We start from the raw sequence: 19,178 nt of genomic DNA on the forward strand, positions 1-19,178 counted from the left end.
GGGTCGGGTGGGCCCCGGGGGCGGGCACTGCTGCGGGGCGGGGACTGCGGCCGAGGCAAGGGGTGCCGTCTGATCCGTCGGCGCGTGGCCGCGAGGGGCGGGCTGCAGGGGGGCATGGCGGTCCGGCCCGGTGGTGGGCAGGGGACGGGGAGCCGTCTGCGTTGAGGCAGGGCCGTCAGGTGTGGGGTCCGGGGCCGGCGTGAGCTTCGGGGTGCGGCCCTGGAGCGTGGGCTCCGGGGGCGGACCGGCCACCGGATCGGCAGGGTTGGTGACGGGTTGAGAGGACGCCCGGCCGGTCGGAGCGGGAGCCGACGGGGAGGAGGGCGTGGCTGTCCGGTCCGTCGAGACCAGGGCCGACGGGGAGCCCTCGCTGGTTGTCCGGTCCGACGGAACGGCAGCCGAGAGGGAGGACGGCGTGGCCGTCCGGTCCGACGGGGCGGCGGCAAACGGAGAGGACGCGGTGGCTGGCCGGTCCGACGGGGCGGCGGCCGACGGAGAGGACGCGGTGGCCGTCCACTCCGATGGGACGGCGGCCGACGGGGAGGACGGCGTCGTCGGCCGGTCCGTCAGGGCGGGGGTCGAGGGGGAGGCCTCGGTGGTTGGCCGGTCGGTTGGGGGGTGGGGGGTGGGGTCGGGCATCGGGGGTCCTTGGGGTGCGGGTCAGAGGGGCCGGCGGGCCGCGGCGGGGAGGGCGTCGGCCAGTCGGTCCAGGACGGCGGTGGCCTGCTCGTCGGTCAGGGTCAGCGGGGGCAGCAGGCGTACGACGCTGGAATCCCGGCCGCCGAGTTCGACGATCAGTCCGCGGTCCAGGCACTCCTGGCGGACGGCGGCGGCGAGGGCGGGGGCCGTGGCTCCGGTGTCGGGGTCGACGAGTTCGAGGCCGATCATCAGGCCTCGACCGCGGACGTCCCCGACGCAGGGCAGGTCGGCGGCCAGCCCGCGCAGGGCCGTGAGCATCCGCCCGCCGAGGACGGCGGCGCGCTCGGCGAGGCCGTTGCGGCGGACGTAGGCGAGCGTGGCGGTGCCCGCCGCCATGGCGAGCTGGTTCCCACGGAACGTTCCGGCATGGGCTCCCGGCGTCCAGACGTCCAGCTCCGCGCGGTAGACGATCACGGCGAGCGGCAGGCTGCCCCCGATCGCCTTGGACAGCACCATCACGTCGGGCACCACGCCCGCGTGGTCGACGCCCCAGAAGGCGCCGGTGCGGCCGACGCCGGTCTGCACCTCGTCGGCGATCAGCGGGATGCCCCGGACGGAGGTGATCTCCCTCATCCTGCGCAGCCAGGCGTCCGGGGCCGGGTGGACGCCGCCTTCGCCCTGGACGGGCTCGACGATCATGCCGGCGGGCAGGGGCACCCCGCTCTTGGGATCGTCCAGCAGGCTCTCGGTCCAACGGGCGCCGATCCGGGCGCCCTCGGGGCCGCCGACCCCGAACGGGCAGCGGTGGTCCTGCGGGTACGGGAGCCGGGTCACCCGTACGTCGGTGGCGCCGCCCGAGGCGTCCATGGCCCCGGAGGTCATGCCGTGGTAGGCCCCGGTGAAGGCCAGCAGCCCGGTGCGGCCGGTGGCGGCGCGGACCAGTTTCAGCGCGGCCTCGACGGCGTCCGTCCCGGCCGGGCCGCAGAACTGGACGCGGGCGTCGGCGGCCAGTCCCGCGGGCAGGTTGGCGAACAGCTCGGTGGTGAAGGCGTCCTTGACCGGGGTCGCCACGTCGAGCACGTGCAGCGGGGCCCCGGAGTCGAGGACCCCGCGGATGGCTTCGAGGACGACGGGGTGGTTGTGCCCGAGGGCAAGGGTCCCCGCTCCGGAGAGGCAGTCGAGGTAGCGCCGCCCGTCGGCCCCCTCGATCGTCAGCCCCCGGGCGCGTACGGGGACGATGGGCAGCGAGCGGGCGTACGTCCGGGCGGCGGACTCCCGCAGAGCCTGCCTGCGCAGGATGCCCTCGGCAGCGGCGGGCGCACGGCTCCCCTGTGCCGGGACCAGCGGCGGTTCCGGCGGCCGAACATGCGGCCGAACATGCGGCGGAACCTGCGGAGAGGTCTGTGCGGATGTCTGCGGCGGGGTCTGTGCCGCGGCTGCGGTCGGCTCGGTCAAGGCCACGACTGTCGGTCCTCCCGCACGGGTTGCTCTTCCGGATTGCGTCTCGAACATGAACGCTGCTGCTCCATCCCCCGTACGTACCAACGACGGTGACGGCGACGGATCACGGGTCGGCGGAAGATCCTTGGCCGTCGGCACGAACGGGCGAGGACGACGGAAAGGGGCACACGAGGACGGACGGGGCATCCGCGCGTGACGTCTGGGCGGGGCCCGGAGGCAGGAACCACCGACCCGGGAGGCACCGTCCTCCCTCACGGCGGCATAGTGGGGTGCTGCGATCCACCCGGACGACACCGCCTCAACACCTCGAAACACCAGGGGGACTTACGACATGCGACCGAACCGACCGGTCACCGCGATCCTGTGCGTGGCAGCGCTGGCGCTGACCGCCGCGGCGTGCGGGCCCGGCGACGGCGAGGCGGGCGGCGACGCCAAGCCGACCGTGGCCGCGCCCCCGCCCTCCGCCGCCACGGACGGAATCAAGATTCCGCAGGAGCTCAAGGACAGGCTCAAGCAGCACGGGTTCGACATGGAGAAGTGGAAGGGGGGCGCGTGGAAGAACTGGAAGAAGGAGGACTGGCTCCGCGAGGCGGGCGACTACGTCAACCCGATCATCGACGGCCTGTGGGACCCCGACCGCATGCGTGACGCCGAGCAGCCGCAGCGCCCGGCGGTCGACCCGGACGCGGGCAAGGACCAGGGCGTCACCGACCCGACGCCGGCGGCCGTGGCGGCGAAGCCGGCCTCCGCGCCGTACCACACGAGCGTTCCCGCCTCCGGCAAGGTCTTCTTCGACGGCCCCGAGGGCTCGATGGTCTGCTCGGCGACCGTGGTGAAGGACCCGGCCCACCCGGGCAAGTCCAACATGGTCTGGACTGCGGGCCATTGCGTCCACGCGGGCAAGGCCGGCGGCTGGTACCGCAACATCGCCTTCGTCCCGTCGTACAACAACGCGGGCCGGCCGGCGGCGGCGCTCAAGGGCGCGCCGCGCGAGCAGGTGGCCCCGTACGGCGTGTGGTGGAGCGACTGGGCGCAGACGTCGGACCAGTGGATCGCGACCGGCGGTCCGACGGGAGGCGCGGGTGCCCCCTACGACTTCGCGGTGCTGCACGTGACCCCGGAGAAGGGCAGCGGCAAGTCGCTGGAGGAGACGGTCGGCTCGGCGCTCCCGGTGGAGTTCAGCGCCCCGGCCGTGCCGAAGGTCGCGAGCATCACGGCGACGGGCTATCCGGCGGCGGCGCCCTTCGACGGGCAGAAGGCGTTCCAGTGCGCGGACAAGCCGGGCCGGCTGGCGCTGACCCAGGCGGACCCGGTGATGTACCGGATCGGCTGCACGATGACCGGTGGTTCCTCCGGTGGCGGCTGGGTCGCGGCGGGCGCCGACGGCAAGCCGGCGCTGGTGTCGAACACCTCGATCGGCCCCGCCAAGGCGGGCTGGCTGGCCGGCCCCAGGCTGGGCCCGGAGGCCAAGGGTATCTACGAGGCGGTCAGCGGCAAGTTCAAGTGAGCCGCGGGGCATGACACGACCGAGGGCCCCTCGCCTGTGCGAGGGGCCCTCGGTCGTGTGGTGCGGTGTGGTGCCGTGCGCTGTGGTGCCGTGTCCGCTGTCCGGTTACTGCTTGGCGGGCACGTACGGTGCCAGGTCCGCCGCGAGTTCCTGGTGGACCCGGGCCTTGAGCAGGGTGCCCTCCGGGGTGTGCTCCTCGGAGATGACCTCGCCCTCGGCGTGCGCCCGGGCGATCAGCCCGCCGCGGGTGTACGGCACCAGCGCCTCCACCTCGACCTCGGGCCGGGGCAGCTCGGCGTCGATGAGCGCGAGGAGTTCCTCGATGCCCATTCCGGTGCGCGCCGAGACGGCGATGGAGTGCCGTTCGATGCGCAGGAGGCGCTGCAGGACCAGCGGGTCCGCGGCGTCCGCCTTGTTGATGACCACGATCTCGGGCACGTTGACCGCGCCGACCTCGCGGATCACCTCGCGCACGGCCGCCAGCTGCTCCTCCGGTGCCGGGTGCGAGCCGTCCACGATGTGCAGGATGAGGTCGGAGTCGCCGACCTCCTCCATCGTGGAGCGGAACGCCTCGACGAGGTGGTGGGGCAGGTGCCGGACGAAGCCCACCGTGTCGGCCAGGGTGTAGACCCGGCCGGAGGGGGTTTCGGCGCGGCGCACGGTCGGGTCGAGGGTGGCGAACAGTGCGTTCTCCACCAGGACGCCCGCACCGGTGAGGCGGTTGAGCAGGGAGGACTTGCCGGCGTTGGTGTAGCCGGCGATGGCGACCGAGGGCACCTTGTTGCGGCGCCGTTCCTGCCGCTTGATGTCGCGGCCGGTCTTCATCTCCGCGATCTCCCGGCGCATCTTGGCCATCTTCTCGCGGATGCGGCGCCGGTCGGTCTCGATCTTGGTCTCACCGGGGCCTCGGGTGGCCATGCCGCCACCGCCGCCGCCACCCATCTGCCGGGACAGCGAGGCGCCCCAGCCGCGCAGGCGCGGCAGCATGTACTGCATCTGCGCGAGCGCGACCTGCGCCTTGCCCTCTCGGGACTTGGCGTGCTGGGCGAAGATGTCGAGGATGAGCGCGGTCCGGTCGACGACCTTGACCTTGACGACGTCTTCGAGCGCGATGAGCTGGCCGGGGCTGAGCTCACCGTCGCAGACGACGGTGTCGGCGCCGCTCTCCAGCACGATGTCGCGCAGTTCGCGGGCCTTGCCGGAGCCGATGAAGGTGGCCGGGTCGGGCTTGTCGCGACGCTGCATCACGCCGTCGAGGACGAGGGCGCCCGCGGTCTCGGCGAGGGCGGCGAGCTCCGCGAGGGAGTTCTCGGCGTCCTGCACGGTCCCGGAGGTCCACACACCGACGAGGACCACGCGCTCCAGGCGGAGCTGTCGGTACTCGACCTCGGTGACGTCTTCGAGTTCGGTGGAGAGACCGGCGACGCGGCGCAGGGCCGCGCGCTCGGAGCGGTCGAGCTGGTCGCCGTCCCGCTCTCCGTCGATCTCGTGGCTCCAGGCGACGTCCTCTTCCATCAGGGCATCGGCCCGAAGGCTCTCGGTGAAGCTCTGCGAGTCCCGCACGTTCTGCGCGTCCCGCGGGTCCTGGGAAGGGGAAGAAGAGGAGGTCATTGGATCCTTACGTCGATTCGATTGCGTCCGCGCCGACCGCGGTCACTGCCATGATCACGGTCGGAGACCGGGAGCATGTCCACGGTCAAGACCAGGTCAGGGCCAAAGGTACCGCTGCGCGTGACCAAGCGCTGTCACGTCCAACGTGTGACCGCGTCCGGTGATTCCCCGGTCGGCCTCGTCGATGGTGACATGCCCGTTCCTGGCCCGTCATACCGTTTTTCCGGCGGCCGGATCCGCCGGGGCCGCCTTCGGGGCCGTCCCGGGAGCCGTCTCGGCACGCGGTGCGGGAGCTGCCTTCGGGGTCGGCTTCGGGCTCGCCTTCGGGGTCGCGGGGCTGCTCCACTCCGGGTGTCCCGGCATCGGCGGCGTGGTCTGCCCGTAGAGCCACGGCTCCAGGAAGGGCTCCAGGTCGCGTCCCGCCTCGCGGGAGGCCAGGCGTACGAAGTCGTCCGTGCCGGCTGTCCCGTCCTTGTGCTCCGCCACCCAGTTCCGTTCGACCCGGTCGAAGGCCTCGGTTCCGATCTCCTGCCGCAGTGCGTAGAGGATCAGCGCGGCCCCGTCGTAGACCACCGGCCGGAACAGCCCGATCTTCTCCCCCGGGGCCGCCGCCTTGGGGGCCGCGGGGGGGCCGCCCGCGGCGCGCCACTGGTCGGAGCGCTGGTAGGCCTCGCGCATGCGCCGGTCCAGGGAGTACTTGCCGAGGCCGTCCGCGTAGAGGGCCTCGTACCAGGTCGCGTGTCCCTCGTTGAGCCACAGGTCGGACCAGGTCCGCGGGGTCACGCTGTCGCCGAACCACTGGTGGGCGAGCTCGTGGACCATGACGGACTCCACGTACCACTCGGGGTAGCCCTCTCCCGCGAAGAGGCCGTGTTCGAAGAGGGAGAGGGTCTGCGTCTCCAGCTCGAAGCCGGTCTTGGCCCGCGCGATCAGCACGCCGTAGTTCTCGAAGGGGTAGCGGCCGACCCGCTGTTCCATCCACTCGATCTGCCCCGGGGTCTTCCCCAGCCAGGGCTCCAGCCGCTCCCGGTCGGCGGCGGGCACGACGTCGCGCAGCGGGAGTCCGTGCGGCCCCGTGCGGTGGACCACGGCGGACCGGCCGACCGAGACCTGGGCCAGCTCGGTGGCCATCGGGTGCAGGGTCTTGTACGTCCACACCGCCGCGCCCCCCGCGCGGGCGGAGGGGAGGCTGCTCGGGACCCCGTTGGCGACGACCGTCGTCCCGGCGGGGGCGGTGATCCGGAAGGTGAAGTACGCCTTGTCCGCGGGATGGTCGTTGCAGGGGAAGACGCGGTGGCCGGCGTCTGCCTGGTTGGCCATGGCCAGGCCGTCTTCGGTGGGCACCCAGCCGCCGTCGGCGCGGCCTCGCGGGTCGCTGGTGTGCCGGACGACGAGGTGCAGCGGCGTCCCCGCGGCCACGGCGTGCGCGGGGGTCAGCACGAGGTCCTCCCCGACGCTCTCGACGCCCGCCGGTTCCCCGTTGACCTCGGCGGAAGCCACCGTCCCGTTGGTGAAGTCCAGGTTGATCCGCTCCAGCGGCTCCAGGGTGCGGGCCTCGATGACGGTGACCGCGTCGAGGGGGGTCAGGTTGTCCTTGTACGTGAGGGAGAGGTCGTACGAGAGGACGTCGTACCCCGGGTTGCCGAGCTCCGGGAACAGCCGGTCGCCGATGCCCAGGGGCTTCGGCGGGGGCAGCACGGCGGCGACGAGGGTCAGGGAGGCCGCCGCGAGGAGGGCGGCGCGCAGGCGCGGGGAGGTGAGCTGCATCCACCACCGCTTACCAGCGCCCGGAGCGCGCCCGCGAGCGACGCGCGACGGGGGCACCCGAACGTGTGGCGCCCGCCGTTGGCCGCCCCGCTCACTCCCCCGGCGTACGCCCCCTCACGCCGTACCGCGCCGCTCCGGATCCGAGGACCCGGGCCCCGCCCTTCCCCCGGAAGTCTCAGGCCCGGCTGACGTCGTAGACGCCCGGCACGTCCCGCATGGCGCGCATCAGGGCGGGCAGGCCCGTCGCGTCGGGCAGTTGCAGCGTGTAGGAGTGGTGGACCCGCTGCTCGACCGGCGGCTCCACGGTGGCCGAGATCACCTCGACCCCCTGACGGGCGATGGCCTCGGTCAGATCGGCCAGCAGGTGCGGGCGGCCGAACGATTCAGCGAGCAGGGTGACGCGGCAGTCCGCGGTGGCCCGCCAGTGCACGGCGACCGAGGTGCGGCCCACGGAACGCATCTGGTCCACCGCCGGACAGTGGATCCGGTGCACGGTGACGGCCCCGCCCCGGACGACGAACCCGGCGACCGCGTCGGGCGGCACCGGAGTGCAGCAGCCGGCGAGCCGTACGTGGGCGTCGGGGAGGTCGACGACGGCGTTGCCCCCTCCGCCCCGCAGCCCGGTCACGGACAGCGGCGCCCGGGGGGCCGCGGCGTCGGGTCCGGCGCCGTCGGGATGGGCCGCGAGCCAGCTGCCGATGGCGATCCGGGCGGCGGGGGTCCGGGCGTGCTCCAGCCAGTCGGCGGCCGGCCCGGAGGAGGCGTCGTGGGCGAGCAGCAGCTGCACGGTGTCCCCGTCGGAGAGCGGGGAGGACAGGGAGGTGAGGCGCCCGTTGACCCGGGCGCCGATACAGCCGTGGGCCGCCTCGCCGTACTGGGCGTAGGCGGCGTCGATACAGCTGGCCCCGGCGGGCAGGCTGATCGCGGCGGTGGCGTCCCCGTCCTCGCGGAACACGGTGATCTCACGGTCCTGGGCCAGCTCCGCGCGCAGCACGCTCCAGAAGGTGTCCGGGTCGGGCGCGGACTGCTGCCAGTCGAGGAGCCGCGAGAGCCAGCCGGGACGGGTGGGGTCGACGCGCTCCTCGTCGCTGACCGCCGCTTCCGCCCGGGTGCCGGTGGTGTACGGGTTGCCGAGGGCGACGACGCCCGCCTCCGCGACCCGGTGCATCTGGCGGGTGCGGACGATGACCTCGGCGACGTACCCCTCGGGGACGGCGACCGCGGTGTGCAGGGACTGGTAGAGGTTGAACTTCGGGGCGGCGATGAAGTCCTTGAACTCGGAGACGACCGGGGTGAAGCAGGTGTGCAGCTCGCCGAGGACCCCGTAGCAGTCGGCGTTCTCGGCGACGAGGACGAGGATGCGGCCCAAGTCGGAGCCGCGCAGTTCGCCCCGGGTGCGGGAGATGCGGTGGACGGAGACGAAGTGCCGCGGCCGTACCTGTACCTCGGCGGCGATCCCGGCGTCGCGCAGGACGGCGCGCACGGAGTCGGCGATGGCGGGGAGCGGGTCGACGTCACCGGCGTGGGCGGCGATGAGCGCGCGGGTGTGCGCGTACTCCTCGGGGTGGAGGATGGCGAAGACGAGGTCCTCCAGCTCGGTCTTCAGGGCCTGGACGCCGAGCCGTTCGGCGAGGGGGATCAGGACGTCGCGGGTGACCTTGGCGATGCGGGCCTGCTTCTCGGGGCGCATCACGCCGAGGGTGCGCATGTTGTGCAGCCGGTCGGCGAGTTTGATGGACATCACGCGGACGTCGTTGCCGGTGGCGACGAGCATCTTGCGGAAGGTCTCCGGTTCGGCGGCGGCGCCGTAGTCGATCTTCTCGACCTTGGTGACCCCGTCGACGATGAAGCAGACCTCGTCGCCGAACTCGGCGCGGACCTGATCGAGGGTCACGTCCGTGTCCTCGACGGTGTCGTGGAGGAGAGAGGCCGTCAGGGTGGTGGTCTCGGCGCCGAGTTCGGCGAGGATGAGCGTGACGGCGAGCGGATGTGTGATGTACGGCTCACCGCTTTTGCGCATCTGGCCGCGGTGGGAGGTCTCCGCGAGGAGGTAGGCCCTCCGCAGAATGGACAGATCGGCGTCCGGATGGTGGGCACGGTGCGCTTCTGCTACGTGTCCGATGGCGTCCGGAAGCCGGTCCCGGGACGCGGGCCCGAGCAGGGCGGCTCGTCCCAGGCGGCGCAGATCCAGCCGGGTCCGGCCACGTCTGCGCAGCTCAGGACGCACTTCGGCATGTGCTTCGGGGTTCGTGGCCTCTGCACTCATGGGCACCTCCGACGGCTTCGACCGGCGGTGGCGGGCATGGGGTGAGCCCTCAGGGCCGGTGCCTGATGTTACCGGCCCCACCACGTGGCGCAGTCCACCTCTCGCTCAGCGTGAAACGGATCACCCATGAGAGGGAATCTTCAGGCGAAAGCCGTTTCGCTGAGCCAGGCCGCCTCGAACTCCCCCGAGGCCACGATGACGGCCGGTCCGGTCATGTCGATCCGCCCGTCGGGGTGCTCGGTGATGGCGAGCGTGCCACCGGGCAGATCGACGGTGTACGTGACCGGTTCGCCGGTGACGGCGGGGTCGACGCCGTCACGGCGGATGGCGGCCACGGCGACGGCGCAGGCGCCGGTGCCGCAGGACCGGGTCTCGCCGGAGCCGCGCTCGTGGACGCGCATGGCGACGTGCCGGGGGCCGCGGTCGACGACGAACTCGACGTTGACCCCGGTGGGGTAGGCGGAGGCGGGGCTGAACGGCGGCGGGCTGTACAGGTTTCCGGCCTGGTCGAGGCTTTCAACGAACGCCACCGCGTGCGGGTTCCCCATGTTCACGTTCCGCGCGGGCCAGGTGTGCTCGCCGACGGAGACGGTGACCTCCCCCTCGGGGAGTTCGGCGCGGCCCATGGAGACGGTGACGTCGCCGGTCTTGGCGAGGTGCACCTGCTTGACGCCGCCCCGGGTGGCCACGGCGAGGTCGCCGGGCTCGACGTGGCCGGCGTGGTGGAGGTAGCGGGCGAAGACGCGCACGCCGTTGCCGCACATCTCGGCGACGGAGCCGTCGCTGTTGCGGTAGTCCATGAACCACTCGGCACGGTCGGCCAGGTGTGCCGCGTCGGGGTGGGCGGCGGAGCGCACCACGTGGAGCACACCGTCGGCCCCGATGCCGGCGCGCCGGTCGCACAGGGCGGCGACGGCGCTCGCGGGCAGCTCGATGGCGTTGTCCGGGTCCGGGACGATCACGAAGTCGTTCTCGGTCCCGTGGCCCTTGAGGAAGGAGAGGGTGGTGTGCGTCACCCGCCCATCGTACCGAGCGTCCCCGGGCCCGGCCGGAGCAGGTCAGCGAGGTGTCAGCGGCGCGGGGACGTCCGCCCCGCGCGGCGGGCCCAGGGCCTAGGGGGTGTCTGACGGATGTCCGTGGGGAAGGAGCGGCGTCCGGTGCGTGCTCTCGGCGTGCCGACCGGAAGCCCGCGTACTGGACGTACTTGGGCTTTCGGTCGGTGCGGCGAGAGTGCGTGCCGGGCGTCGCGACGCCGCGGATATCCGTCAGACACCCCCTAGCGGAGCCGCGCCACCCGGTAGACCGCGAGCGCTACGACGGCCAGCGCGACCAGCGCGTACAGCCCGGCCATCCGCCAGTCGGGGCGGCGGCCGCTGCCGCGCGGCGGGAGCCCCGGCCAGGTGTAGCCGACGCGGCGCGCGGCCATCATCCCCCAGCCGCCCGCGCAGGAGCTGATGAGGAAGCCCAGCATGGCGACGACGGCGCCGCCGTCCCCGAACTCGAAGGCGAGGGGGAAGGCGAACATCAGGGAGCCGGCGGCGGCCAGGATCACGATGGGGGCGATCTGCCAGATCCGCAGCCGGCGCTGCGGGCGCAGCTCGACCTCGACTGCGGGGCCGGAGGCGTCCTCGCTGCCCGGCTCGGGCGCGTCGGGGCCGTCCGGGGTCAGCCGCGCGGGATCCGCGGGCAGACCCAGGCCGTCGGGAGCGTCCACGGACTCCAGGGCTTCGGAGCCGACGGACCCGCCGGTTCCGCCCGGCCCCGCGGGGCCGCCGGGGGCTCCGTGAAGCATCGGGTCCGCTTCCTGTCTGGTGTCGTCCCGCCCGGTGTCACGAGGGCCGGCCTCCATAGCCACGCGCCCTCCCCACTTCGGACTTCGTACGCCGCTGTTCAGAAGTTTGATGATGGCACGGTCCCGGGCCCCGGACGGGCGCACGGGGCTTCCCGATGCCATCACGTGATCAGGCTGTAACCGCTCGTTCGACCAACGACTGCGCGAGTCCGGCGAGTTCCCCGCGGTCCGCGGCGGCCCCGCTGAGCCAGTGGACGCGGGGATCGCGGCGGAACCACGAGTCCTGGCGGCGCGCGAAGCGCTTGGTGGCCCGGACGGTCTCGGTCCTGGCCTCCTCCTCGGTGCACTCCCCCGCGAGGGCTGCCAGGACCTGCTGGTAGCCGAGGGCGCGGGAGGCGGTGATCCCGTCGCGCAGGCCGCGGGCCTCCAGGGCGCGGACCTCGTCGACCAGTCCGGCCTCCCACATCCGGTCCACGCGCAGCGCGATCCGTTCGTCGAGCTCCGGCCGGGCCACGTCGACGCCGATCTGGACGGTGTCGTAGACGGACTCGTGGCCGGGCAGGTTGGCGGTGAAGGGCTTGCCCGTGATCTCGATCACCTCCAGGGCCCGGACGATCCTGCGGGTGTTGCCCGGCAGGATCGCGGCGGCCGCCGCCGGGTCGACGGCGGCGAGGCGCGCGTGCAGGGCGCCGGGGCCGCGCAGGGTGGCCTCCTCCTCCAGGCGGGCCCGTACCCCGGGGTCGGTGCCGGGGAACTCCATGGCGTCGAGCGCGCCGCGGACGTAGAGGCCGGACCCGCCGACGAGGACCGGGGTGCGGCCCTCGGCGAGCAGCTTGTCGATCTCGGCGCGGGCGAGGCGCTGGTACTCGGCGACGCTGGCGGTCTCGGTGACGTCCCAGATGTCGAGGAGGTGGTGCGGGACCCCTCCGCGTTCCTCGACCGTCAGCTTGGCGGTGCCGATGTCCATCCCGCGGTACAGCTGCATGGAGTCGGCGTTGACGACCTCGCCGTCGAAGTGTCGGGCCAGGGCGACGCCCAGATCGGACTTTCCGGCCGCGGTGGGACCGACGACGGCGATGACCCGCGGGGCGGGGGCTGCATTCCTCACCGGGACAGTCTCGCAAACCGAACGGCATGTACCCGATCGGGTTACGTGACGGGGCGCGGCGGGGGTCGTTGCCCTGAAGAGGTTCGGGCCGGGCGCACGCCCGGCGGAGGCCGGGCCGGACCACGCGGAACTTCACCCGCACGAGTAGCGTTATGGGAGTAGACATGGGCGTTTTCAGTCGGTTTCGTCGACGCAAGGACGGGGCTTCGGCCGATTCCGCAGCGGCCGAGGCCGTGACGGAACCGGCGGAACCCGCGGCCGAGGAAGTCGAGGAGGCCAAGACCGAACCCGCCGCGACGGAGGCTCCGGCGGCGGAAGCCGTGGAGATTCCGAAGCAGCAGTCGGCGGATGCGGCCGCGGACAGCGAGGCCGGCGAGGGCGCCCGCAAGTAGCCACGCCACTGGAAGGTGACCCATGGGCCTGCTGGACAATCTGAAGGCCAAGCTCGCTCCGGCCAAGGACAAGGTCGGCGATCTCGCTCAGCAGCACGAGGGGAAGATCGGCGAGGGGCTGGACAAGGTCGCCAAGGCGGTGGACTCCAAGACCCACGGCAAGTACAGCGACCGGATCACGACCGGCACGGACAAGGCGAAGGACGCCCTGGGCAAGATCGCGCACAAGGACACCCCCGGCGGGCCGACGCCGCCGGCCGCTTCCTGACGCACGGTACGGAAAGGGGCGCGGGACCGGGAGAGCACCGGTCCCGCGCCCCTTCGTCGTGCCGGGTCGACCGTGCCGGGGCCCCGACTCAGGACCAGGTGGCCACGAAGTAGCCGACGCCGTAGGGGGCGTCCTCGTACAGCAGCCGGCCGTCGAGACCGGCGTCCTCGGCCGCGCCCGCGAGGACCTGCCAGGGGGCGCGTCCGGCGGCCTGCAGTTCGGCGGCGAGGGTGGGGTCGAGGGCGGCCAGGGCCGCGATGTCAGCGGCGCCGAGGGCCCGGCCGGCGGCGGCGTCGAAGGCGGCGGCGCGTTCGTCGAGGTATCCGGGGGCCTTCAGGGTCCGGCAGGCGCTGCCGTCGCCCATGACGAGCAGCGCGACGCGCGCGTCGCGCGCGGCGAGTTCCCGGCCGGTGCGCAGGCACTCCTCCGGTGCGGCGGGGGCGGCCACGCCGAGGCCCTCGACGGGGGCGGCGCCCCAGCCGGCGCGGCCCAGCAGCCACGCGCCGACGGCCAGGGAGACGGGCAGCGACCGCGGCCCCTCCTCACCCGCGCCGAGGCGGACGTCGGCGTCGACCCCGAAGCCGTGGAAGCCGCCGCGGGAGCCCTGGGGGTAGGGCCCGGTGTGGTCGGCGTCGGCGGTCCCGACCACGACCAGCAGGTCGGGCCGGGAGGCGGCGAGCACGGCGAGCGCGTCGGAGCAGGCGGTACGGGCGTCGCGCAGTTCGGCGGCGGCGCCCGCGGCGACCTCCGGCACGAGGAGCGGCGGTGCGGGGCAGACGGCGGCGGCTACGAGCATGATCCGCAGCCTAGGGGTTCCCCCGCCGATCGGGCCAGACCGGCCCCGGGCCGGGACCGGGCCGGGACCGGGCCGGACGCGGGCCTGTGGGAGCCCGACCGGAGGGAGCCCGGCCGGACGAGGGACCGGCCGGTCGAGGGACCGGCCCGGACGGCCTCGGGTGGGGCTCAGTCGATCGCGCAGCCCGACGTGGCGACCGGCAGCGGCGCCGGGACGCCGAGGGTGGGGATGCCGAGCATGACTCCGGCGGGCTGCGCCGGGGCGGCGTTGCGCTTCTCCCAGGCGTCGCCGGCGCGGGTGCGCCGCACCTCGCGGGTCGGCCCCTCGGCGAGGAGGTGGTGCGGGGCGGCGTAGGTGATCTCGACGGTCACCACGTCGCCGGGGCGCACGTCCTCGTCCGGCTTGGTGAAGTGCACCAGGCGGTTGTCGGGGGCGCGGCCGGAGAGGCGGGCGGTGGCGCCGTCCTTGCGGCCCTCGCCCTCGGCGACCATGACCTCCAGGGTGCGGCCGACCTGCTTCTTGTTCTCCTCCCAGGAGATCTCCTCCTGGAGGGCGACCAGGCGCATGTAGCGGTCCTGGACGACCTCCTTGGGGATCTGGCCCTCCATGTCGGCGGCCGGGGTGCCGGGGCGCTTGGAGTACTGGAAGGTGAAGGCGTTCGCGAAGCGGGCCTCGCGCACGGCGTGCATGGTCTGCTGGAAGTCCTCCTCCGTCTCGCCGGGGAAGCCCACGATGATGTCGGTGGAGATCGCGGCGTGCGGGATCGCGGCGCGGACCTTCTCGATGATCCCGAGGAAGCGCTCCTGCCGGTAGGACCGGCGCATCGCCTTGAGGATCGGGTCGGAGCCGGACTGCATCGGCATGTGGAGCTGCGGCATCACGTTCGGGGTCTCGGCCATGGCGGCGATCACGTCGTCGGTGAAGTCGCGCGGGTGCGGGGAGGTGAAGCGGACCCGCTCCAGGCCCTCGATCTGTCCGCAGGCGCGCAGCAGCTTGCTGAAGGCCTCCCGGTCGCCGAGGTCGGAACCGTAGGCGTTGACGTTCTGGCCGAGCAGGGTGATCTCGGAGACGCCCTCGGCGACCAGCGCCTCGACCTCCGCGAGGATGTCGCCGGGACGGCGGTCCTCCTCCTTGCCGCGCAGCGCCGGGACGATGCAGAAGGTGCAGGTGTTGTTGCAGCCGACGGAGATCGAGACCCAGGCGGCGTACGCGGACTCGCGGCGGGTCGGGAGCGTGGAGGGGAAGGCCTCCAGCGACTCGGCGATCTCGACCTGGGCTTCCTCCTGGACGCGGGCGCGCTCCAGCAGGACGGGCAGCTTGCCGATGTTGTGCGTACCGAAGACCACGTCGACCCAGGGGGCGCGCTTGGTGATCGTGTCGCGGTCCTTCTGGGCGAGGCAGCCGCCGACGGCGATCTGCATGCCGGGGCGCTTCGTCTTCATCGGGGCGAGGCGGCCGAGGTTGCCGTAGAGCTTGTTGTCGGCGTTCTCGCGGACGGCGCAGGTGTTGAAGACGACGACGTCGGCGTCGCCGTCGCAGCCCTCGGGCGCGCGGACGTAACCCGCGTCCTCCAGCAGACCGGAGAGTCGCTCGGAGTCGTGCACGTTCATCTGGCACCCGTAGGTGCGCACCTCGTAAGTTCCCTTGGGGTCCACTGCCGGGCTCCGGTCGCTGCTGCTGGTCATGCAACAAGGGTAGGCGGTACCCGGGAGCCCTCCGGCCCCCCGTTCAGCGTGCCCGCCGGGAGGCGGCGGCCGAAGAGCACGAGCAGCAGGTCCTGGGCCCGGCCGTGGACGGGGTCGCCGCTGCCGTGGGACCAGTCGATGTCATCGGCACACAGCCGGATGCCGGTCAGGTCCACTCCGAAGAAGCGCAGGCCGCGCGGGGTGACGGCGTCCAGCAGGAGGCGCAGCCGGTCCTCGGGGACACGGCGCGGGTGGCCGGGGGCGACGGTGATGTCGAGGCCGTGGACGACGTCGTGGGCGAGGCCCCCGGTGGGACCGCCGGCCGGGGGCTTCCAGGGGTGGTGGGCGTGGTCGCGGGAGCAGGGCGGCGAGCTCGCCCGTCGTGAAGGCGGCCGCGTCGCGGCGGGCGGTGCGGCCGGTCATCCGGTGGAGGCTGCCGCGCGCCTTGAGGAGTTCGGCGGCGAAGCCGGGCAGCGAGGTGCGGAAGCCGAGCGACATGTGGGCGGCGACCTCGCGGACGCTCCAGCCCGCGCACAGGGACGGGGCGACCCACTGGGCGGGGGTGAGGGTGTCCAGTACGTCGGCCAGCTCGCGGCGTTCGGCGGCTGTGGCACGGAGGACGGCCCCTGCCGGGCGCAAGCGGTGCCGGGCGCGGGTCCGGGGTCGCGGAGCGTCGAGGGGGGGACGGCAAGGCGGGCCGGCCGCGGCGGGTGGGGGCTCGGGAGGGGGCGGGGCGGGCGGCCCGTGACAGGACGCCGGGCGGGTGGCAGGATCGCCCGCATGTTCCGCGTACCTCCCCGTATCTCCCGGCGCCGCGCCCTCCAGGGCCTGGTCGCCGTGGTCGGTGTGCTCGCGGCGCTGCTCTGGTGGCTGAACCCCTTCGGGCAGCCGGAGCTGAAGGGGGACCTGACCTTCAGCACGGGCGTCCGTACGGGCGTCTACCACCGCTACGGCCAGCTGCTGGAGCAGGCGCTCGCCAGCGACCTGCCCGGGGTCAGGGTCCGGCTGGAGACCAGTGAGGGATCGCAGCAGAACCTTCAGCGCGTGGCCGACGGGACGGCCGACTTCACGGTGGCGACGGCGGACGCGGTGTCCAAGTACCGGCTGGACGGCAAACCGGGAGCGTCGCGGCTGCGCGGGGTCGCCCGGCTCTACGACGACTACGTGCAGCTGGTGGTGCCCGCGGGCTCCCCCGTGCAGTCGGCCCGCGACCTGCGCGGCAAGCGGGTCGCGGTGGGCCAGGACGGTTCGGGGGTCCGGCTGATATCGGAGCGGCTGCTGACGGCGGCGAAGCTGGACCCGGCGAAGGACATCACGCCGGTCTCGATCGGCATCGACACCATGCCGGCGGAGCTGGAAGCGGGCCGGATCGACGCCTTCTTCTGGTCGGGCGGACTGCCGACGAACGCGGTGCGCGAGCTGTCGGAGCGTTTCGACATCCGGCTCGTGCAGCTGGGCGACCTGGTGGAGAGGCTCCAGGCCAGCGGGAGCCCCGCCCGGTACTACCGCCCCGCCGTGATGCCGCAGGACGCGTACGCGCGGGCCCGCAACACCTCGTCGGTGGCCACCCTGGCCGTGCCGAACCTGCTGGTGACCCGTGAGGACACCAGCGAGGCGCTGACGGAGCAGTTCACCCGCACGGTGATCCTCAGCCGCGACCGGATCGGGCACGAGGTGCACGCGGCGCAGCTGGTGGACCTGCGGACGGCGATCTACACGGACCCGCTGGACCTGCACGAGGGGGCCCGGCGGTACTACCGCTCGGTCAAGCCGTAGCGGAACCGCCGCCGGGCTGCAGCATCATCGCGGCGGCGGCCGCCCCGATCAGCCCGGCGTGGGTGCCCAGTGCGGCCGGGACGACCCGCAGGTCCCGGACGAAGGACAGGGTCGCGTACGAGGCCAGGTGGCGCCGGACCGGTTCGAAGAGGGTGTCCCCGCTTGCGGCGACCCCGCCTCCGATGACGGCGATGTCGGTCTCGACCAGGGTCGCGGTGGCGGCGATGGCGGCGGCCAGGGCGCGGCCGGCCCGGTCGAAGGCGGCCAGGGCCACCGGGTCGCCGGCTTCGGCGGAGGCGGCCACGCCGGCCGCCGTCGGGTCGGGGCCGCTCCAGCCCTGCTCCCGGGCCCAGCGGGCGATGGCGGTGCCCGAGGCCAGGGATTCGACGCAGCCGCGGCCTCCGCAGACGCAGGGCTCCCCGTCGAAGGCGACGCTGATGTGGCCGATGTGACCTGCGTTGCCGGTGGGGCCGGCGTGGAGCTGGTGGTTCAGGATCAGGCCGCCGCCGACACCGGTGGAGACCACCATGCACAGGGCGTTGGCGTGTCCCCGGGCCGCGCCGAGCCAGTGTTCCGCGGCCGTCATCGCCACGCCGTCGCCCGCCAGGACGACCGGGATCCGGGCGCCGCGCGCCCGCAGTTCGGCGGCGACCCGCTCCTGGACGGGGAAACCGCGCCAGGCACCGATGTTGACCGGGCTCACCGTGCCCCGGGACGTGTCCACCGGGCCCGCGCTGCCGATGCCGCACCGTACGGCCTGCTCCCACATCGGGGCTCCGGACAGGTCCGCGACGACCTCGCCGACGGCCGCCATGACCGCTTCGGCGTCGCCGGCGCGCGGGGTCGGGCGGCGGGTGACGGCGGTCATGGTGCCGTCGGGGTGGACCAGGGCCCCCGCGATCTTCGTGCCGCCGATGTCGATCGCCACGGTCGGTCCGGTGGCCGCGGCGACGGTGCGGGGCGCGGGGAGGGCTGAGGTGGGGCTGGTCACGGTGGGCGCTCCTGAGAAGGGTCGGATTTCAGTATGCGGCCGGGGGCGGGGACGTACTCTCGCGGGGTTCCAGCCGGGGCAGCTCGCTCTCCCGGGCGCGGGGCGGGCCACCGGCGAGGACGGCCAGGAGTTCCTCGGCGGCGAGCCGGCCGAATCCGGCGGTGTCGCGGACCAGGGCGGTCAGCCGCGGGTGGGTGACCCGGCACAGGGCGGAGTCGTCCCAGGCCACGATCGAGAGCCGGCCGGGGACGGGGATGCCCAGCTCGGCGGCGACGGCGCTGCCGGCCACCGCCATCACGTCGTTGTCGTAGACGAGGGCGGTGGGCGGCTCCGGTTCGGCGAGGACCCGGCGGGTGGCGGCGGCGCCCTCGCTGTCGGAGTAGTCGGTGGGCACGGAACGCACCTGCCCCGCCGGAAGTCCGAGCCGTTCGGCCTCGGCGCGCAGCGCGGCGACGCGTCGGGCGGTGTGGGCCAGGCCGGGCAGGCCCGCGATGTGGACGATGCGGCGGTGGCCGAGCCCGTGGAGGTGGTCCAGGACCTCGGTCATGGCGCGGGAGTCGTCGGCCCAGACGCGGGACACGGACGGCTGTCCGCCGCCCCCGACCCCGACCCCGCCCTCGCCGCCGTCGCCGTCCCCGTCGCCGTCGCCGTCGCCGCCGATCAGGACGGCGGGCAGGCCGAGTCCGGCGAGGAGTTCCGGGCGCGGATCGCTCGTACGCGGGTCCACGACGAGGACCCCGTCCACGCGGCGTTCGGCCCACCAGCGTCGGTGGACGGCGCATTCGGCCTCGATGTCCTCGACCACCTGGAAGAGCAGCGCGATCCGTTCGGCGGAGAGCACCTCCTGGATGCCGGAGACCAGTTGGAGGAAGAAGGATTCGACGCCGAGGGTGTGCGCGGGACGGGCCAGGACCAGGCCGACGGCGCCGGAGCGCTCGCCGGACAGGGCGCGGGCCGCGCTGTTGGGCTGCCAGCCGAGCTCCTCGGCGACCCGGCGGACCCGGGCACGGGTCTGCTCGGACACCCCGGGGCGGCCGTTGAGCGCGAAGGAGACGGCGCTCTCCGACACGCCGGCCCGACGGGCGATGTCCTTGATGGTGGGTCTGCGGGCCATGCCTG

At 73.7% G+C, this 19,178-nt stretch carries 16 protein-coding genes; 4 read left to right on the forward strand and 12 right to left on the reverse strand.

Going from position 1 to position 19,178, the window contains the following annotated elements:
* Positions 1 to 660 precede the first annotated feature (660 nt).
* Positions 661 to 2,151: a diaminobutyrate--2-oxoglutarate transaminase family protein gene (locus tag OG295_RS08555; protein WP_371676348.1), complete on the reverse strand. Its 1,491-nt coding sequence runs from the start codon at positions 2,149 to 2,151 to the stop codon at positions 661 to 663.
* A gap of 280 nt (positions 2,152 to 2,431) precedes the next feature.
* Between OG295_RS08555 and OG295_RS08560 the strand changes: the two genes are divergently transcribed.
* Positions 2,432 to 3,607 (forward strand): serine protease, encoded by a 1,176-nt coding sequence (locus OG295_RS08560; protein ID WP_371676349.1) that lies wholly within the window; start codon positions 2,432 to 2,434, stop codon positions 3,605 to 3,607.
* 105 nt (positions 3,608 to 3,712) lie between these two features.
* Here OG295_RS08560 and hflX read toward each other — a convergent pair whose 3' ends face one another.
* From hflX to miaA, 6 genes are all read right to left on the reverse strand, one after another.
* Positions 3,713 to 5,218 (reverse strand): GTPase HflX, encoded by a 1,506-nt coding sequence (gene hflX / locus OG295_RS08565; RefSeq protein WP_371676350.1) that lies wholly within the window; start codon positions 5,216 to 5,218, stop codon positions 3,713 to 3,715.
* Positions 5,219 to 5,428: 210 nt separating this feature from the next.
* Entirely contained in the window at positions 5,429 to 6,985 is a 1,557-nt protein-coding gene (locus OG295_RS08570; RefSeq protein ID WP_371676351.1) for a M1 family metallopeptidase, read from the reverse strand.
* Positions 6,986 to 7,160: 175 nt separating this feature from the next.
* Positions 7,161 to 9,251, reverse strand: a complete 2,091-nt coding sequence (locus OG295_RS08575) for a bifunctional (p)ppGpp synthetase/guanosine-3',5'-bis(diphosphate) 3'-pyrophosphohydrolase (RefSeq protein WP_371676352.1) — start codon at positions 9,249 to 9,251, stop codon at positions 7,161 to 7,163.
* Between the two features lie 140 nt (positions 9,252 to 9,391).
* A complete protein-coding gene (gene dapF, locus OG295_RS08580; RefSeq protein WP_371676353.1) occupies positions 9,392 to 10,267 on the reverse strand; it encodes a diaminopimelate epimerase in 876 nt (291 codons plus the stop codon).
* A 260-nt stretch (positions 10,268 to 10,527) separates the two neighbouring features.
* Complete coding sequence (locus tag OG295_RS08585; protein WP_371676354.1) at positions 10,528 to 11,043, reverse strand: hypothetical protein; 516 nt, start codon at positions 11,041 to 11,043, stop codon at positions 10,528 to 10,530.
* Positions 11,044 to 11,212: 169 nt separating this feature from the next.
* Positions 11,213 to 12,151, reverse strand: coding sequence for a tRNA (adenosine(37)-N6)-dimethylallyltransferase MiaA (miaA, locus tag OG295_RS08590; RefSeq protein WP_266842798.1), 939 nt, complete (start codon positions 12,149 to 12,151; stop codon positions 11,213 to 11,215).
* A 233-nt stretch (positions 12,152 to 12,384) separates the two neighbouring features.
* Between miaA and OG295_RS08595 the strand changes: the two genes are divergently transcribed.
* Positions 12,385 to 12,543, forward strand: coding sequence for a gliding motility protein (locus OG295_RS08595; protein WP_371676355.1), 159 nt, complete (start codon positions 12,385 to 12,387; stop codon positions 12,541 to 12,543).
* 22 nt (positions 12,544 to 12,565) lie between these two features.
* Entirely contained in the window at positions 12,566 to 12,811 is a 246-nt protein-coding gene (locus OG295_RS08600) for an antitoxin (protein ID WP_371676356.1), read from the forward strand.
* Positions 12,812 to 12,899: 88 nt separating this feature from the next.
* Here OG295_RS08600 and OG295_RS08605 read toward each other — a convergent pair whose 3' ends face one another.
* The 3 genes from OG295_RS08605 to OG295_RS08615 all read right to left on the reverse strand — a co-directional run bounded on the left by OG295_RS08605 (position 12,900) and on the right by OG295_RS08615 (position 15,468).
* On the reverse strand, positions 12,900 to 13,607 hold the full coding sequence (locus OG295_RS08605) for a class III extradiol dioxygenase subunit B-like domain-containing protein (RefSeq protein ID WP_371676357.1): 708 nt from the start codon (positions 13,605 to 13,607) through the stop codon (positions 12,900 to 12,902).
* Between the two features lie 167 nt (positions 13,608 to 13,774).
* Entirely contained in the window at positions 13,775 to 15,292 is a 1,518-nt protein-coding gene (gene miaB, locus OG295_RS08610; protein WP_266842793.1) for a tRNA (N6-isopentenyl adenosine(37)-C2)-methylthiotransferase MiaB, read from the reverse strand.
* Positions 15,289 to 15,468 (reverse strand): hypothetical protein, encoded by a 180-nt coding sequence (locus OG295_RS08615; RefSeq protein WP_371676358.1) that lies wholly within the window; start codon positions 15,466 to 15,468, stop codon positions 15,289 to 15,291. The genes miaB and OG295_RS08615 overlap by 4 nt, the downstream gene beginning before the upstream one ends.
* Before the next feature lie 604 nt (positions 15,469 to 16,072).
* On the opposite strand from OG295_RS08615, the gene OG295_RS08620 reads away from it, so the two are divergent.
* Complete coding sequence (locus OG295_RS08620) at positions 16,073 to 17,068, forward strand: TAXI family TRAP transporter solute-binding subunit (RefSeq protein ID WP_371676359.1); 996 nt, start codon at positions 16,073 to 16,075, stop codon at positions 17,066 to 17,068.
* On the opposite strand, the gene OG295_RS08625 is transcribed toward OG295_RS08620, so the two are convergent.
* Both OG295_RS08625 and OG295_RS08630 read right to left on the reverse strand, forming a co-directional pair.
* Positions 17,058 to 18,059 carry an ROK family protein gene (locus OG295_RS08625; protein ID WP_371676360.1) on the reverse strand — a complete coding sequence of 334 codons (1,002 nt, stop codon included), beginning with the start codon at positions 18,057 to 18,059 and terminating at the stop codon, positions 17,058 to 17,060. The genes OG295_RS08620 and OG295_RS08625 overlap by 11 nt on opposite strands.
* A gap of 28 nt (positions 18,060 to 18,087) precedes the next feature.
* The gene (locus tag OG295_RS08630) at positions 18,088 to 19,173 is read right to left on the reverse strand and encodes a LacI family DNA-binding transcriptional regulator (protein ID WP_371676361.1); all 1,086 of its coding nucleotides are present in this window, start codon (positions 19,171 to 19,173) and stop codon (positions 18,088 to 18,090) included.
* Positions 19,174 to 19,178 lie beyond the last annotated feature (5 nt).

The sequence above is a fragment of the Streptomyces sp. NBC_01276 genome, from assembly GCF_041435355.1.
In the GTDB taxonomy this organism is placed as follows: Bacteria; Actinomycetota; Actinomycetes; order Streptomycetales; family Streptomycetaceae; genus Streptomyces.

Bases quoted from the DNA above. Each gene is read 5' to 3' on its own strand.
- OG295_RS08630 (WP_371676361.1), bottom strand. From the start codon at position 19,173: ATGGCCCGCAGACCCACCATCAAGGACATCGCCCGTCGGGCCGGCGTG.
- OG295_RS08585 (WP_371676354.1), bottom strand. From the start codon at position 11,043: ATGCTTCACGGAGCCCCCGGCGGCCCCGCGGGGCCGGGCGGAACCGGC.
- miaB (WP_266842793.1), bottom strand. From the start codon at position 15,292: ATGACCAGCAGCAGCGACCGGAGCCCGGCAGTGGACCCCAAGGGAACT.
- OG295_RS08605 (WP_371676357.1), bottom strand. From the start codon at position 13,607: ATGCTCGTAGCCGCCGCCGTCTGCCCCGCACCGCCGCTCCTCGTGCCG.
- OG295_RS08570 (WP_371676351.1), bottom strand. From the start codon at position 6,985: ATGCAGCTCACCTCCCCGCGCCTGCGCGCCGCCCTCCTCGCGGCGGCC.
- OG295_RS08575 (WP_371676352.1), bottom strand. From the start codon at position 9,251: ATGAGTGCAGAGGCCACGAACCCCGAAGCACATGCCGAAGTGCGTCCT.
- OG295_RS08555 (WP_371676348.1), bottom strand. From the start codon at position 2,151: ATGTTCGAGACGCAATCCGGAAGAGCAACCCGTGCGGGAGGACCGACA.
- hflX (WP_371676350.1), bottom strand. From the start codon at position 5,218: ATGACCTCCTCTTCTTCCCCTTCCCAGGACCCGCGGGACGCGCAGAAC.
- OG295_RS08620 (WP_371676359.1), top strand. From the start codon at position 16,073: ATGTTCCGCGTACCTCCCCGTATCTCCCGGCGCCGCGCCCTCCAGGGC.
- OG295_RS08560 (WP_371676349.1), top strand. From the start codon at position 2,432: ATGCGACCGAACCGACCGGTCACCGCGATCCTGTGCGTGGCAGCGCTG.
- OG295_RS08600 (WP_371676356.1), top strand. From the start codon at position 12,566: ATGGGCCTGCTGGACAATCTGAAGGCCAAGCTCGCTCCGGCCAAGGAC.